The organism is Flavobacterium sp. 103 (assembly GCF_003096795.1).
Taxonomy (GTDB): domain Bacteria; phylum Bacteroidota; class Bacteroidia; order Flavobacteriales; family Flavobacteriaceae; genus Flavobacterium.
This window is the reverse complement of record NZ_QENX01000001.1, coordinates 33,156-49,958: the sequence shown is the minus strand read 5'-3', so window position 1 is coordinate 49,958 and position 16,803 is coordinate 33,156. Positions and strand designations below refer to the sequence as shown.

At 32.1% G+C, this 16,803-nt stretch carries 12 protein-coding genes; 10 read left to right on the top strand and 2 right to left on the bottom strand.

From position 1 onward, the window contains the following. Positions 1 to 162 precede the first annotated feature (162 nt). From C8C85_RS00200 to C8C85_RS00180, 5 genes are all read left to right on the top strand, one after another. Complete coding sequence (locus C8C85_RS00200) at positions 163 to 4,605, top strand: translocation/assembly module TamB domain-containing protein (protein WP_116795263.1); 4,443 nt, start codon at positions 163 to 165, stop codon at positions 4,603 to 4,605. Between the two features lie 317 nt (positions 4,606 to 4,922). Beyond that, positions 4,923 to 5,909, top strand: a complete 987-nt coding sequence (gene pfkA / locus C8C85_RS00195) for a 6-phosphofructokinase (protein WP_116795262.1) — start codon at positions 4,923 to 4,925, stop codon at positions 5,907 to 5,909. A 44-nt stretch (positions 5,910 to 5,953) separates the two neighbouring features. Next, a complete protein-coding gene (gap, locus tag C8C85_RS00190; RefSeq protein ID WP_116795261.1) occupies positions 5,954 to 6,958 on the top strand; it encodes a type I glyceraldehyde-3-phosphate dehydrogenase in 1,005 nt (334 codons plus the stop codon). Between the two features lie 210 nt (positions 6,959 to 7,168). Beyond that, positions 7,169 to 8,020: an N-acetylglucosamine kinase gene (locus C8C85_RS00185; RefSeq protein ID WP_116795260.1), complete on the top strand. Its 852-nt coding sequence runs from the start codon at positions 7,169 to 7,171 to the stop codon at positions 8,018 to 8,020. 4 nt (positions 8,021 to 8,024) lie between these two features. Then, complete coding sequence (locus C8C85_RS00180; RefSeq protein WP_116795259.1) at positions 8,025 to 8,399, top strand: methylglyoxal synthase; 375 nt, start codon at positions 8,025 to 8,027, stop codon at positions 8,397 to 8,399. Here C8C85_RS00180 and C8C85_RS00175 read toward each other — a convergent pair. Continuing rightward, positions 8,380 to 8,760 carry a RidA family protein gene (locus tag C8C85_RS00175; protein WP_116795258.1) on the bottom strand — a complete coding sequence of 127 codons (381 nt, stop codon included), beginning with the start codon at positions 8,758 to 8,760 and terminating at the stop codon, positions 8,380 to 8,382. The genes C8C85_RS00180 and C8C85_RS00175 overlap by 20 nt on opposite strands. Before the next feature lie 22 nt (positions 8,761 to 8,782). Continuing rightward, complete coding sequence (locus C8C85_RS00170) at positions 8,783 to 11,458, bottom strand: putative LPS assembly protein LptD (RefSeq protein WP_410501033.1); 2,676 nt, start codon at positions 11,456 to 11,458, stop codon at positions 8,783 to 8,785. A gap of 128 nt (positions 11,459 to 11,586) precedes the next feature. On the opposite strand from C8C85_RS00170, the gene C8C85_RS00165 reads away from it, so the two are divergent. The 5 genes from C8C85_RS00165 (at position 11,587) to C8C85_RS00145 (ending at position 16,752) form a co-directional block, all read left to right on the top strand. Next, positions 11,587 to 12,738: an N-acetylmuramoyl-L-alanine amidase gene (locus C8C85_RS00165; protein ID WP_116795256.1), complete on the top strand. Its 1,152-nt coding sequence runs from the start codon at positions 11,587 to 11,589 to the stop codon at positions 12,736 to 12,738. Between the two features lie 55 nt (positions 12,739 to 12,793). Continuing rightward, the gene (locus C8C85_RS00160; RefSeq protein ID WP_116798317.1) at positions 12,794 to 13,753 is read left to right on the top strand and encodes an MlaD family protein; all 960 of its coding nucleotides are present in this window, start codon (positions 12,794 to 12,796) and stop codon (positions 13,751 to 13,753) included. A 5-nt stretch (positions 13,754 to 13,758) separates the two neighbouring features. Then, positions 13,759 to 15,093: a (Fe-S)-binding protein gene (locus tag C8C85_RS00155; protein ID WP_116795255.1), complete on the top strand. Its 1,335-nt coding sequence runs from the start codon at positions 13,759 to 13,761 to the stop codon at positions 15,091 to 15,093. 87 nt (positions 15,094 to 15,180) lie between these two features. Beyond that, positions 15,181 to 15,972, top strand: a complete 792-nt coding sequence (locus C8C85_RS00150; RefSeq protein WP_116795254.1) for a (Fe-S)-binding protein — start codon at positions 15,181 to 15,183, stop codon at positions 15,970 to 15,972. Between the two features lie 3 nt (positions 15,973 to 15,975). Beyond that, positions 15,976 to 16,752, top strand: a complete 777-nt coding sequence (locus tag C8C85_RS00145) for a phosphatase PAP2 family protein (RefSeq protein ID WP_116795253.1) — start codon at positions 15,976 to 15,978, stop codon at positions 16,750 to 16,752. The last annotated feature ends 51 nt before the right edge of the window (positions 16,753 to 16,803 follow it).

The window sequence follows — 16,803 nt, the reverse complement described above, 5'->3', positions numbered from 1 at the left end:
AAATAGTATTTTTACAGCTGTGCCAAAATTAAAGATTTTTTAGTTAAGGTATTAGTATTTCCAACGGCAAATTATTTATTTGTACTAAAAAAACAAAAAGCGACTCTTATCAAAAAGATTAAAAAAATAGTATTCCGCAGTCTACTTGGACTAATTTTACTTTTGTTAGTACTTTTTATAGCCCTTAGTTTACCTTTTGTTCAAACTAAGCTGGCTCAGTATTTCATGAAAAGCATCAATGATGATTATGGGCTTCACATGGATATTGATGAAGTACAGCTTACCCTTTTTGGTGGTGTAAAACTTAAAAAAGTTTTGATTATAGATCATCATAAAGACACCTTGATTTATGTTAAAAGATTGAATACATCATTTTTAGGCGCCAAAAAGATTTTAGATGGGGATGTGATTTTTGGAGATTTGGCAATGAATGGTGTTCTTTTTAATTTAAAAACTTATAAAAAAGAAAATAAAACCAATCTGGATTATTTTTTAGACGCCTTTGGTCCTCCAAGCAAAACACCTTCTAAAAAGCATTTTTTATTAACTGCTTCAAGTATTGATTTGTCGAATGGTCGATTTATTTTGTCGAATGAAAATCATGAAACTGTAAAACCTGTCGATTTTACAAGATTGAATATATTGGTTACCAATTTTAAAGTATACGGTCCCGAAGTATATGCCAATATCCAAAAAATGTCTTTTTTGGATCATAGAGGTTTGTATGTGAAGAGCTTAAAAGGAAATTATAGTTTTACGCAACAGCATATGATATTGGATAAAATGGAAATTGAAACCAAAGAATCCAGTATTAAGGGTTATGCCGCTTTGAACTATGAGATTGAAGATTTTTCTGATTTTCAAAATAAAGTCGAATTTGATGTTCAGTTAAAATCTGCAAAATTAGCCTCCAATGATATTCGTTGTTTTTACAATGAATTGGGTAAATATCAATATTTTAAACTTAAATCACATATTACGGGACCTTTAAACAATTTGAAATTTCTCGATTTATATCTAAGAGATAATAGAGGTACTAAAATCGTTGGTTTTATAAATTTTAAAAACCTTTTAGGAACAAAAGATCAAAAATTCTATATGAATGGAAAGTTTGATCAATTGGATGCTAATTATGATGATTTGGTAAGTATATTGCCGAATGTTTTAGGTAAAAAGCTCCCTATTATCTTAAAGAAATTTGGAGATATTTCATTAATTGGAAACACCCAGGTTACAACCACCTCAATCCATGCCAATCTGATGGCAAACACTGCTTTGGGTGCTGTAAAATCAAAATTCATTATCAATAATATGGATCAAAGTGACAAGGCAGCTTATGTTGGTTATGTTGTTTTGGATGATTTTAATATTGGAAATTTATTGGATAATAAGGATTTGTCTAAAATAAGTTTAAATATTGATGTCGATGGACATGGTTTTTCAGAAAAGTATTTGAATACCTCATTAAAAGGAATAGTTTCAAGTATTGTTTATAATGGCTATAATTATAAGAATGTTGCCGTAAATGGTAATTTCAAATTACCTATATATAAAGGATCAATTATTGTAGATGATCCTAATTTGAAAATGAATTTTGATGGATTGGTAGATTTAAGTAAAAAAGAAAGCCAATATGATTTTCAGATTAAAATAGATAAAGCGGAATTGAATAAATTGAATTTTGTAAAAGATAGTGTTTCTAAATTTAACGGGAATATTATTGTTGATGTACAGGGGAATTCTATTGATGATATGCACGGTAATATCTACGTGAATACCGCCAACTATACTAATCCTAAGGATACTTATCAGTTCAATGATTTTAATTTGAATTCCAGTTTTGATGATAAAAGAATTAGAACTATAAAAATAACAGCTCCCGATATAACTAATGGAACGGTTGTGGGAAAATATAAATTCTCGGAATTAAAAGGTTTGGTTACAAATTCCCTGGGAAGTCTTTATACAAATTACAAACCTATTCCAGTTAAAAAAGGGCAGTTTTTGAAATTTAATTTTGAAGTTTATAATAAGATAGTTGAAGTGTTTTTGCCTGATATAAAGCTAAGTGAAAATACTGTCGTAAAAGGAAATATTAATTCGGATATTAATGAATTCAAATTCAATTTTAATTCTCCAAGTATAAAACAGGCTGATAATTCTTTTGATAATATTAGGATTTCTATTGATAATAAGAACCCATTGTATAATGCCTACATTGAGTTGGACAGTATTAAAACTAAGAGATATAAAATCCGTGATTTTAGTTTAATAAATGTCACTTCAAAAGATACTTTGTTTTTTAGGACTGAGTTTAAAGGAGGTTCAAAAGGGGAGGATTATTTTAATTTGGATTTATATCATACAATTAATAAGGAAAATAAAAATGTAATCGGATTCAGTAAATCAGAAATCAAATTAAAAAATAGTTTGTGGTTTTTGAATGAGGGAAATCTATCCAATAATCGTTTAGTTTTTGATAAAAAGTTAACGGAGTTTAAACTGGATGATTTTATACTTTCCAATAAGGAGCAAGAAATAAAACTCGATGGTGAGTTCAAGGGGAATTATTATAAAGATATTAATGTCGAATTCAAGAATTTTGATATCAATGCATTAACCTCGGCCCAACAGAGTTTTGCCATTTATGGAAATTTAAACGGAAAAATTAATTACAACCAAAATAAGCAGGTCTATAAACCTACAGCATCCTTGCGGATTGATAGCTTGAAAGTTAATGATTATGATTTGGGAGTTTTAAATTTTGATATAAAAGGGGATGAAAATTTTAGAAAATTCACCTTATTTTCTACTATTGAAAATAAAGATTTTGAATCTTTTAGTGCCGATGGAACCTTTGAGATAGTAAACAAAGAAACCTTATTTGACTTGAATTTAAAATTTGACAAATTCAATTTGGCAACATTAAGTTCATTGGGAGGAGATGTTATTTCCCACATAAGAGGATTGGTATCTGGAAATGCAACCGTTGGTGGAACCTTAAGCAAACCGGATGTCAATGGGCGTCTATACGTCAATGGCGGAGGATTGGCAATACCATACCTTAATGTTGATTATGCACTAAAAGAAAAAACTATTATTGATCTTACAGGTGAAAAATTTCTTTTCAGAAATAACACTTTGATAGATACAAAATACAACACTACGGGAACTTTAAATGGAGTAGTGGAGCATAAAAATTTTTCGGATTGGAAATTAGATTTGGCTATTAATTCTAAGAGACTTCTTGTGCTGGACACTAAAGATAGTGAAGATGCCGCTTATTTTGGAACAGCATTTATTAATGGTATTGCCACAATTAAAGGGCCTGCAAATGGTTTATTTATTAAAGTTGATGCAAAATCTGAAAAAGGCTCTGCTCTTAAAATACCAATAAACAGTGCGGAAAGCGTTAGCGAAAATAGCTTTATTCATTTTATAACCCCGAAAGAAAAATTCAATTTACAAAAAGGAATTGTTGATAAAACAAAGAATTATAACGGACTTGAATTAGAGTTTGATCTTGAAATAACTCCCAATGCGGAAGTTGAAGTTATTTTGGACAGGAATTCTGGACACGGAATGAAAGGACGCGGAAATGGTACACTTTTGTTTAAAATCAATACACTTGGTGCTTTCAATATGTGGGGTGATTTCTTGCCTTATGACGGTACTTATAATTTTAAATATGGTGGATTAATTGATAAAAAATTTAAAGTTAAAAAAGGAGGTTCTATTATTTGGGAAGGTGACCCTATGAGAGCTCAACTGAATCTCGAAGCAGTTTACAAAACATCTGCAAATCCAGCACTTTTATTAGAAAATTCAAGTGTCAATAAAAAGGTTGATGTTGAAGTTATAATTGGGATTCGAGGCGATTTGTCTCGTCCAGAGCCTGATTTCATGATAGATTTTCCTACCATTACAAGTGTTTTAAAATCTGAACTTCAAACAGAATTAGCTGATAAAGATGTAAGGCAAACCCAAGCTTTGTATTTATTGTCAACAGGGAGTTTTTTAGGCAGAGATGGATCAAGTCAAGCGGTTGCATCAAGCATGTATGAAACAGCTTCGAGTATGTTGGGAAATATAGTTCAATCAAATAATGAGAAATTTGAAATGAATTTTAATGTTGTTTCACCAGACAATAGACCAAGTACCCAAACAGATGGTAGAGTCGAAGCAATTGTTACTTCTCAAGTAAATGAAAGAATTACGATAAATGGTAAAATTGGGGTGCCATTTGGAGGTGTTAATGAATCCGCTATTGTGGGAGCGGTTGATATTAAGTACAGAGTAAATGATGATGGGTCTTTTAATTTCCATGTTTTCAATAAAGAAAATGATTTAAATTATATAGGACAGGATATTGGTTATACTCAAGGTGCCGGTATTACTTACGAAGTAGACTTTGATACTTTTAGAGAATTGGTCGATAAAATGTTTAAAAGTAATAAACTGACCAAAGAAAAAAAATCTAAAACAAAAGTTGATAATTCAGATTCCAATTTGAATCCTGATATTATTAATTTCACCAAACCCAAAGAGCCTAATTCGGACAAACCGAAAATTAATCAAGATGCTATACTTCCAGAGGATGATTAATCATAATTAATTATTAATTAAGGACTTATGTCTTTTTTGAAAATTTTAGTTAACTTTATGGCTAAAATTTTGTTTTGCACTTATTCAATTATTTTATACTGTCTGTTTATTTGTTTTTACAAAAGAGATAAATAGTTCGTATTTCCCCTTTTTCAACAGTTTTAGATTTAAAAAAAGGAAATAAATAATAGCCATTTTTTAATTAAAAAAACTTATCAACGAAAACGTTTGAATTTCAGATATTTTATTAAAATGTTAGAAAGCCCCCCTAAAATGTCTTTGATATTTGCTAAATTTACACTTTAATACTTAAAAAAATGTCAAAAACAATAAAAAAGATAGGTGTACTTACCTCTGGAGGAGACTCTCCGGGAATGAACGCTGCTATTCGTTCTGTTGTGCGAACATGTGCTTTTCATAATATAGGATGTGTTGGTATTTATAGGGGGTACCAAGGAATGATTGAAGGGGATTTTAAAGAAATGGGACCCCGTAGTGTAAATAACATTGTAAACAAAGGCGGGACTATTTTAAAATCTGCTCGATCAATGGAATTTAAGACTCCCGAAGGAAGAGAAAAAGCACATAAGAATTTAGTTAAGGCAGGAATTGATGCTCTGGTAGTAATAGGTGGTGATGGTTCTTTTACAGGAGCATTATTATTTAATTCTGAATATAATTTTCCAGTTATGGGAATTCCTGGAACTATCGACAACGACATATTTGGTACGAGCCATACTCTGGGTTATGATACCGCTCTAAACACAGTTGTTGATGTAATTGATAAAATTCGTGATACGGCAAGTTCTCACAACAGATTGTTTCTTATTGAGGTAATGGGGCGTGATGCTGGTCATATAGCTTTGAATGCAGGAATTGGTGCTGGAGCCGAAGAAATTCTTATTCCAGAAGAAGATTTAGGATTGGATCGTTTGTTGGACTCTTTACGAAAAAGTAAAGCTGCAGGAAAATCTTCAAGTATAGTGGTTATCGCTGAGGGTGATAAAATAGGTAAAACCGTTTTTGAACTAAAGGATTACGTAGAATCAAATTTTCCGGAATATGATGTACGTGTATCAGTGTTAGGGCATATGCAACGTGGTGGTGCTCCATCTTGTTTTGATAGAGTTTTGGCTAGTCGATTAGGAGTAAAAGCGGTTGAATGTTTATTAGAGGGTAAATCAAATTTCATGGTTGGATTATTATGTGATAAAATTGAATTAACACCTTTAGAACAAGCCATCAAAGGACATACTGAAATAGATCAGGAATTGCTTCGCGTTTCAGATATTATGTCTATTTAAAAGTAAAAGAGAATAAAATAAAAAAATAATTTAAATTTAATACAATGTCAAAAGTAAAATTAGGAATAAACGGATTTGGTAGAATTGGAAGAATTGTTTTCAGAGAAACTTTCAATAGAGACAACGTAGAAGTAGTAGCAATCAACGATTTATTAGATGTAGATCACTTAGCTTATTTATTAAAATATGATTCAGTTCACGGTCGTTTTAATGGAACTGTAGAAGTAAAGGAAGGTAAACTTTATGTAAACGGAAAAAACATCCGTATTACTGCTGAAAGAAACCCAGCTGATTTAAAATGGAATGAAGTTGATGTTGATGTAGTTGCAGAGTGTACAGGTATATTTACAACTATTGAAACTGCAAATGAGCACATTAAAGGTGGTGCTAAAAAAGTAATTATTTCTGCTCCATCTGCAGATGCGCCAATGTTTGTAATGGGAGTAAATCACGAAACTGCAAAAGCTTCTGATATTGTTGTTTCAAACGCTTCTTGTACTACAAACTGTTTGGCTCCATTGGCTAAAGTAATTCATGATAATTTTGGAATTGTTGAAGCTTTGATGACTACTGTTCACGCAACAACTTCAACTCAAATGACAGCTGATGGTCCTTCTAGAAAAGACTGGAGAGGTGGACGTGCTGCAAGTATAAATATTATTCCTTCATCTACAGGTGCTGCTAAAGCTGTTGGAAAAGTTATTCCAGAATTGAATGGAAAATTAACAGGAATGGCATTCCGTGTTCCTACTGCAGACGTTTCTACAGTAGATTTAACTGTAAAAGTTGCCAAAGAAACTTCTTACGAAGAAATTATGGCTGTTTTGAAAAAAGCTTCTGAAACGACAATGAAAGGTATTTTAGGATATACTGAAGATGCAGTTGTTTCTCAAGATTTTATTTCTGACAAAAGAACTTCAATCATTGATGCTACTGCAGGAATTGGTTTAAATTCAACTTTCTTCAAATTGGTATCTTGGTACGATAATGAATATGGTTATTCAAGTAAATTAATTGACCTAGCTGTACATATCTCTTCATTAAAATAAAATTTATAATTTTACAAATCCCATTAAGTGAAATTAATGGGATTTTGTTTTTTTGTTCTATTGAATGTTTCTCGCCAGAAGTGTTTAAAATTAGGGACAAAATTCATAACCAATAAACCAAATAATATGAAATGAGCATAAATTGGTTACAAGTGCCAATGAAGATATGCGAATTACATATGACCGATAAAAATATATAAATATCTACATATGAAATTAATAGTTGATAGTGGTTCTACTAAAGCAGATTGGATTGCAATAGATGATGACGGGAAAGTTATGTTTACCACACAAACGTTAGGTTTAAATCCAGAAATTCTTGATAAAGATGAAATTCTCGATCGCTTGAATGATCGATTTGATATATTACAAAATAAAAAATTGGCCACCCATTTATTTTTCTATGGTGCTGGTTGTGGAACTGATAGGATGAAAATTTTTCTTTCTCAGGTTTTTAAAGAATATTTTTCAAATGCTATTGTAGTTGTTGAAGAAGATACATATGCAGCTGTTTTTGCCACTACACCAAAAGGGGAAAAAGCAATTGTTAGTATATTAGGTACTGGTTCAAACTGCAGTTATTTTGATGGTAAGGTTTTAGAACAAAGAGTACAATCATTAGGCTATATTGTTATGGACGATTGTAGCGGAAACGTTTTTGGAAAAAGTTTAATTAGAAAATACTATTTTAATAAAATGCCAAAAGAATTGGCCGAAGTTTTTGAAAAAGAGTATGATGTGGACCCAGATTATATCAAAAGTAAATTGTATAAAGAGCCAAATCCGAACGCCTATCTTGCCACTTTTGCAAAATTTTTAATTCAGAATAAGGAACATGAATTTTGTAGAAAAATCATTTTTAAGGAAATGAAATCTTTCATTAAGAATTATATCAAGCAATTTGAAAATTGTAAAGAAGTACCTGTACATTTTGTAGGTTCGATTGCTTTTTATCTAAAAGATGAATTAGCTGAAATTTTTGAAAAATACGAATTGCAATTGGGTAATGTATTAAGAAGACCTATTGATGGATTGATAGCTTATCATATTGCAAATAAATAATTATATGGAAATAGCAATTATTGCCCATGACGGTAAAAAAGAAGATATTGTTAAATTTCTAATTAAAAACCGCGAGGTGTTGCAGCAAGAAAAAATAAAGTTCATTGCAACTGGAACAACTGGAGGAAGGGCGGAAGCTGCCGGTTTTAAAACCAGAAGAATGCTTTCTGGACCATTAGGGGGTGACGCACAAATTGCAGGAAGAGTTGCTGAAGGTAAAACACAAATGGTTTTATTCTTTAAAGACCCTCTTTCTAGTCATCCGCATGAGGCAGATGTTAATATGCTTATTCGTGTTTGTGATGTACATAATGTGCCGCTGGCAACTAATGAAGCGACAGCACAATTGTTGATTAATGCTATAGCACAGCAATCATAGATATTTCTACATTTACATTTTTTGGCAAACAAGCCACTTGAACCGTTTCACGAGCTGGAGCGGTTTTTTCATTAAAATAAGATCCATAAACAGTATTAATACTTCCAAAATCATTCATATTCATAATGAAAATGGTTGTTTTTACTACGTTTTCAAAAGTCATTCCAGCTGCCTCGAGAACGGCTTTCATGTTTTCCATCACCTGTTTGGTTTCTGATTCTATATTGTCTACTACCAATTCCATTGTTGCTGGATTTAATGCAATTTGACCAGAAGTATATAACGTATTTCCTTTTAATATAGCTTGATTATAAGGTCCAATTGGTGCAGGGGCATTTTCGGTGTAAATTATTGTTTTCATAACCTATATATTTAGAGTTAATCTATTGATTGGTAAGTTTTCTTTTTTCCCATTTAATGTCACTAAGTACACCTGATTTGATGCCAATGAAAAAATTCCAGCTGGCACTATCTCCAAATGGAGTCCAGTTGAAAGCCATTCTCCAACTCATCAAATCCCTTTCAAAACGTAATTGTGTAAAGGTAACACCCTTTTGTACAAAATCATATCCTGTAGAAACTCCTGCTTTCCATTTTGGTGTTAAATCAGCATTTGCAGAAATCATAATGGAGTTTCCTGTTATTTTCTTTTCTCTGTTATTATTTCCATACGTTAAAGAATAGGCAAATGTCATATCCCATGGTAATTTTGATCTAAAGAATTCTGAAACAACATCTTCATTTTCATTGTCCCCGTCAAACTGGCTTTTTCTAATATTATTAGCATCAATATTTGATCCAAATAAATCATCTTCACGCCCTCCGTTTCTTTTACCTTGGTCGTTTTTGTCTTTTTGTTTTTTCTCTTTCGTACTTGATATTGAATAATTCATAGTCAAATTGGCACTCGTCATTCTAAAAAGACTACCTCCATTATTGATATTGTAAACATTTATTCTATTTCCGGAATTGTCAATCGCGTATGGGTCCAGAGTTGCTCCAAAATTCGCACTCAATTTATTGTCAAAAAACTGAGTTCCACCGCTTACTCTAACTGGTGCCCAGGCAAGTTCTTTGGCATCAAAGTTATAACTCGTTGAAAAATTTAAATTGTTAAGCAGCATTATTTTCTTAGGCTCAACTTTGGTACTATCCTTGTCAGCTACTTTTGCTTCGAATGTATTACTAAGGTTGAAGCCGACAAAATTAGAACTATTCATGCCAGGAACACCGTACATACCTCCTTCAAATCGAGTGTAGTCTTTTTGCATCGTACCACTACCATCTGTTGCATAAGTATCATAATATTTTTCAAAACTAGGGGTGTAACTATGCGAAATCGCTGGTCGCATGACGTGTCGAATGGATTTTATTATTTTGTCATCACCAAAATTAAATGTACCGTAAATTGTAGTTCCAACACTAGTAGAAGATGAGTATGTCCTAAAAGAGTCAAATCCTTTTACATCAGTGGTAACAACGGTGCTTAATTGGTCGTCATAACGCTTGTTGATAGTATTAAAATACCAAACTTCTTCATAATTTAAAGAAGAAGAAACACTAAAATATTTCAAAATTTTGAAGTTAGTACTTACTGGAATTGTATGTTGGAATCCGAGTTCTCCATCTCGGAACATTTCGGGTTTGAAAAACAATGAATCGGTTGTTAGAAAACGATTTTTTCCGTTTAAATTGTATTGTAAGTTGATGTTTTTGAAGATTCCCTTTTTTGCTCCGTCATTTAGTGCAAATGGATAAATACGATCTAAGCTAAACTGTAGCGTAGGAAGAGTCATGTCAATTACTTTTGTATTCGTATTTTGGGAATGGGTTGCAGTCAGTGATATTCTGCTTTCTGGGATTGAATGGAATACTGTACTGTACGATATGGAAGAACTCAAAGTGTTGTTTAATGAGGAACCAACATTGATTTGATTTATAGTTTTTTGATAATATTGACTACTTCCTAAATTCACAGAAGCTGAAAAAGTAGAATTTGGATTGGCTTTCGAATCTTGAGAATGTGACCATTGAATATTGTAAATTTTCGTCTTGGAATAATCTGGATATCCTCTTTCACTGACGATATTGTTTTCAAATCTAATATGAAGATTTCCTTGATAATGGTACCTGTCTGCATAGGATGATTGCACTCCTAAACCATAACTCCCATTAGTATAGTAATCTCCAATAACGGTTAAGTTATAGTGGTCGCTTAACGCAAAATAATATCCTCCATTTTGAAGTGAAAAACCTTTAGTGTTTGAATCATTATACGATGGTAAAATAATTCCCGATGTACTAGTTTCTTTTGAAAGAGGAAAATAAGCAAAAGGTAAGAATATTGGAGTAGGTACTCCTTCAATCACCATATTGGTGAAACCCGTAACTATCTTTTTACCAGGAATAAATTTTATTTTATTGGTTTGAAAATAATATTCAGGATTGTCTACATCTTTTGAAGTGGTAAATCGTGCTCCTTTTAGAAAATACACCGAATCGTTTTCTTTTTTTGTAATGGCCGCTTTTACGTTAAATTCTCCTTGAGAAGACCTTGAATTCCAAATTAAAGCTTTTTTAGTTTTAAAATTAAAGCGAATAGAATCAGGTTCGATAACATTTGAACCTTGTTTGAAATTTGGAAATTGTGTGTAATTACCGAGCGAATCTTTTATTCTTCCCGCATAAACCTCATTTTTTTCGTAATCCATTACTATAATACCAGATTTTAATTCAACATCTTGGTAGTATAATTCAGCCTTGTCGTATAAAGTTATGAGTTTCTTTTTTTGTTCAATCTTTGCATATTTTTCCGCTTTGTATTTTACTTTGCCATTAAGAAAGTTTTTTTTAACCTTAATGGTGTCTAGTTTAATGGTGTCAGTAGGTGATTCGACCAGAGGATTTTTAATACTATCTTCCTGGATCGGTTTCTTAACTTCTTGTTTCTTAGACGGAATTGTTGTTTGTTTCTTTTTTATATCTTGTGAATATAAATTAGAACATCCTAAAGATAGGAAAAATGATAGTAAAACGATATTAAATAAGTTTGTATGCAAAGGTTTAAATGCTATTTTTGTAAAATGAAGACTCGAATATTCGCGAGCCAAAATTACTATAATTTTTTGGCAAAAATAATCAAATCATAAATTTATAACGGAAGTCTTATAATTAAATTAACTAATAGATGTATATATCAAAAAAAATAAAAATTGCATTCACATTTTTATTAGTAATGTTGGCAGTAGAATCGCATAGCCAATCCAATGATTTTAAAGTTACTTTAGATGCTGGTCATGGAGGTCATGATTTTGGTGCGAATTATAATGGACGGATTGAAAAAAATATTGCATTAGCCATTGTTTTAAAAGTGGGTAAAATTTTGGAATCCTATCCTAAGGTAGATGTTATATATACTAGAAAGACCGATGTTTTTATTGATTTGATAGAGCGTGCCAATATTGCCAATAGAGCTGATTCTCATATTTTTGTTTCTATCCATTTGAATGCCAATAGAAATACCGCAGCAGATGGAACTGAAACCTACGTTATGGGGATGAATAAGATTGCTTCAAATCTTGAAGCTGCCAAAAAGGAAAATGCTGTAATCACAATGGAAAAAGATTATAAGCAGAAATATGAAGGTTTTGATCCAAATTCTCCAGAAACCATGATTGGTATGACTTTGATGCAAGAAGAATATTTAGATAATAGTATTTCATTAGCAGGTAAGGTAGAAGATGAATTTGCAAAATTAGGTAAGAAATTAAGACATGGAGGTGTGAAGCAAGCTCCTTTTATGGTTTTGCATAAAGCATATATGCCTAGGGTTCTAATTGAAACTGGTTTTATTTCCAATCCTGTTGAAGGGGATTTATTAAATTCAGAAGAAGGACAAAATGATATTGCCAGAGCTATTGCTAATGCAATAATCAGTTATAAGTATGATTATTTTGGGGATGGGGGAGCAGAAACCTTTGGAGAAAAGCCATCTCAAATCCTTAGAGAAAATCCTGTAAAAAGTTCTGAAAATCCAGATGTTAATAAAACTGAGATTAATAAAGGGATTATTAAAAAAGATACTCTAGGTTCGATTTATAAAATTCAGTTATCGGCTAGTAAAAAAAAGTTAGCACTGGAACCTAAAAATTTTAAAGGATTGCAAAATGTAAAACTTGTTTATGAAGATAATATTTATAAATATTTATACGGTGAAACTTCCGATTATGAAAATGCCAAGAACCAATTAAATGAAGTGAAATCCAAAGGATATAATTCAGCTTTTTTAATAGCATTCAAAAATGGAAAAAAAATAAGCATTCAGGAAGCAATCAAATAATACTCATAAATTCGAATATTTTATATTAAATTTGCCCATTAAAAAAAACAAAATTTTGAAAATTACAAGAGAAATAAAAACTGCCATTTTAGTTATTACATCAATTTTATTATTCATTTGGGGATACAGTTTTTTAAAAGGAAAAGACCTTTTTAATAGTTATAAAACTTTTTATGTTGAATATGCTAATGTCGAGGGACTTGCGCCTTCAGCTCCAGTAACAATCAATGGACTGAGCATAGGTAAAGTGAAAACCATTACGATTAGTGAAAAAGGAACTTTATTGGTTGAATTGCAAATAAATACTGAATTTCCAATATCAAAATCAAGCACGGCTACAATTTATGATGCCAGTCTTATTGGTGGCAAGCAAGTAGCCATCCATCCTAATTATTCAGACAAAATTATCGCCGAAAATGGGGATTACCTAGCGGGCACTATAGAGTCTAGTCTTATGGCTTCATTGGGCGACAAAGCGGCCCCAGTTATGGCTAAAGTAGAGAAATTAATGACCAGTGCAGATAAATTAATTACTAGTTTTAATTCTGTTTTGGATGCAAAAGGGCAAGCAGATTTAAAAAAGAGTTTAGCAGAACTTAGCGCGACTATGGAGCAATTCCATAAAGTTGCATCAAATGCAAATGTGATTTTGGATGAAAATAAAGGACAGTTGAAAGGTGTTGTTTCTAATTTTAATAAAGTCTCTGATAATTTCGTTAAAATTTCAGACTCATTAAACAAAGCTGATTTAGGTAATACTGTTAGAAATTTAAATGCGACATTGAGCAAAGTGGATGCATTAATGAAAGGTTTAGAGTCTGGAAAAGGTACCATGGGAAAATTACTGAAAGACGAGGCACTTTATGCTAATTTAGAAAAAACTTCCAAGGAGTTAGAGTTGCTTCTACAGGATGTAAGATTAAATCCAACACGTTATGTAAATGTTTCTGTTTTTGGTAAGAAAAACAAACCATATGTTGCTCCAAACGATTCTATAACAAAAATAAAAAACTAGTATTTATGAGTTACCTTAGTAATGTGTTATTTGCCATAGTGTTGATTATTGGATTCGGGTATTTTTATTCGAATGTAAAAAAAATCATTAGGAATATTAATCTTGGCGTTGATGTTAATCGTAAAGATAATGCTAAAGCACGTTGGAGAAATATGGCAATGATTGCTCTGGGGCAATCCAAAATGGTAAAAAGACCCGTTGCTGGAATACTGCATATCATAGTTTATGTTGGATTCGTTATTATCAATATTGAATTACTAGAAATCATTATTGATGGTTTATTTGGAACTCATAGAATTTTTGCTCCTCTTGGAGTTGTTTATGATTTTTTAATTGGTTCTTTTGAAGTCTTGGCTTTCTTGGTATTGTTTGCTGTTACTGTATTTTTGATAAGAAGAAATATCGTTAAGTTGAGAAGATTTATTCACGCTGATTTAAAAGGCTGGCCAAAAAGTGATGCCAATTATATTTTGTATTTTGAGATTACTTTAATGACTTTGTTTTTATTAATGAATGCCACCGATTTTCATTTGCAAAATGTACCTGGAGGATTTTCACATTTTATAAAAGCAGGCTCTTATCCAATAAGTCAATTTATTGCACCGGTGTTCAATGGAATGTCAAATGAGTTGGTGATGTTACTAAATGAAGGCTTTTGGTGGTTGCATATTGTTGGGATTTTGATTTTTATGAATTATTTATATTTCTCAAAACACCTTCATATTTTATTGGCTTTCCCAAATACTTACTTCGCTAATTTAAATCCTCAAGGACAGTTTGATAATTTGGCTTCAGTAACTGCCGAAGTAAAACTGATGATGGATCCAAATGCAGATCCTTTTGCGGCAGCGCCAGTTTCAGAAAATGAAGCTCCAAGTAAATTTGGTGCCAGCGATGTTCAGGATTTAAACTGGGTTCAGTTATTAAATGCCTACACATGTACTGAATGTGGTCGTTGTACTTCTTCTTGTCCTGCAAATCAAACAGGCAAAAAACTGTCTCCTCGTAAAATTATGATGGATACAAGAGATAGATTGGAAGAAGTAGGAAAGAACATTGATGCCAACAAAGGTGTTTTTGTACCAGACAACAAATCGCTATTGAACGATTACATTACTCCAGAAGAATTGTGGGCTTGTACCTCTTGCAATGCTTGTGTAGAGGAATGTCCTGTAAATATCAGCCCGCTTTCTATTATTATGGATATGAGACGTTATCTTGTGATGGAGCAAAGCGCAGCTCCAATGCCTATAAATGCTATGATGACCAACATAGAGAATAATGGTGCACCTTGGCAATACAGCCAACAAGACCGATTGAACTGGAAAAACGAAATATAGTTGAATCGTTTAATCGGTAAAAAGTTTAACCGATTAAACAATTAACAAATAAACGATTCAACATTTAAACGATTAAACAAAAAAGAAATGTCAGAAAATTTAATTGTGCCAACAATGGCCGAAATGCTAGCCCAAGGAAAACAACCAGAAGTTTTATTTTGGGTAGGTTGTGCAGGTAGTTTTGACGATAGAGCAAAGAAAATAACAAAGGCATTTGTACGAATTCTAAATCGTGCCAATGTTTCTTTTGCCGTTTTAGGTACAGAAGAAAGTTGTACTGGAGATCCAGCAAAAAGAGCAGGAAATGAGTTTTTGTTTCAAATGCAAGCCATGATGAATATCGAAGTGCTTAATGCTTATGAAGCAAAAAAAATAGTTACTGCTTGTCCGCATTGTTTTAATACTTTAAAAAATGAATACCCAGAATTGGGTGGCCATTATGAAGTGGTGCATCACACAGAATTCCTTAAATCATTATTAGATTCAGGACGTCTGACTATCGAAGGAGGACAGTTTAAAGGGAAGCGTATTACTTTTCATGATCCTTGTTATTTAGGACGTGCCAATAATGTATACGAAGCACCAAGGGATTTAATTCAGAAACTGGACGTTGAATTACTAGAAATGAAACGTTCTAAAGCAAATGGTTTATGTTGCGGAGCAGGAGGGGCACAAATGTTTAAAGATGCTGAGCCTGGTAATAAAGAAATCAATGTGGAAAGAACAGAAGATGCTCTTGAAACAAAACCTGACATTATTGCTGCAGGTTGTCCTTTTTGTAATACCATGTTGACCGATGGAGTTAAAAACAAGGAAAGAGAAGGAGATGTAAAAGTAATGGATATTGCCGAATTGATTGCTAACGCCCAAGATTTATAAAAAATGGCTAAACGAAAATTTATTTTCCTAGTGTTATTGCCAATTTGGAGTTCCTTATTAGCCCAAACGACAGTGAAAGTAAATTTTCAAGATTCCATTCCGGATTCGAGTGCCGTTAAACAATTAAAGTTTAATGTTAAACAATTGATACTTCCAGCCGCTTTGATTGGATTTGGAGTAATTGGAATTAATAGCGATCAATTAAAAGATCTAAACGCCGAAATCAGTGAAGAGGTAGTAGAACATATTGATAAGCAAATAACAATTGATGACTTTACTCAATATGCGCCAGCTGCTTCAGTTTATGCTTTAGGAGCTTTTGGAATAAAAGGAAAAAATAATTTTAAAGATAAATCGATAATCCTTGCAACCTCCTTTTTGTTGATGACAGCAACGGTTACAGGATTAAAGAGTATTACTAAAGTTGAAAGACCTGATGGGACAAGTAATAATTCTTTTCCTTCAGGGCATACTGCAACCGCTTTTATGGGAGCAGAATTTCTATATCAGGAATATAAAGATGTTTCTATTTGGTATGGTGTTTCTGGATATGCTATAGCTACTTTTACAGGAGCATTTAGAATGTATAATAACCGACACTGGCTTACCGATGTGGTAGCCGGAGCCGGAATTGGGATATTAAGTGCCAAAGCAGGTTATTGGTTGTTCCCAACGGTTAATAAATTATTTGCTTCCAAAAGTAATCCAAACAAAAAATCTGCGTTTATTCCTTATTATGATGGGAAACAAGTAGGATTTGGATATATTTCCACTTTTTAAATTAAAATATACAAATAAATTTTAGGTGTAAAAATCTAAAATCATAAATCT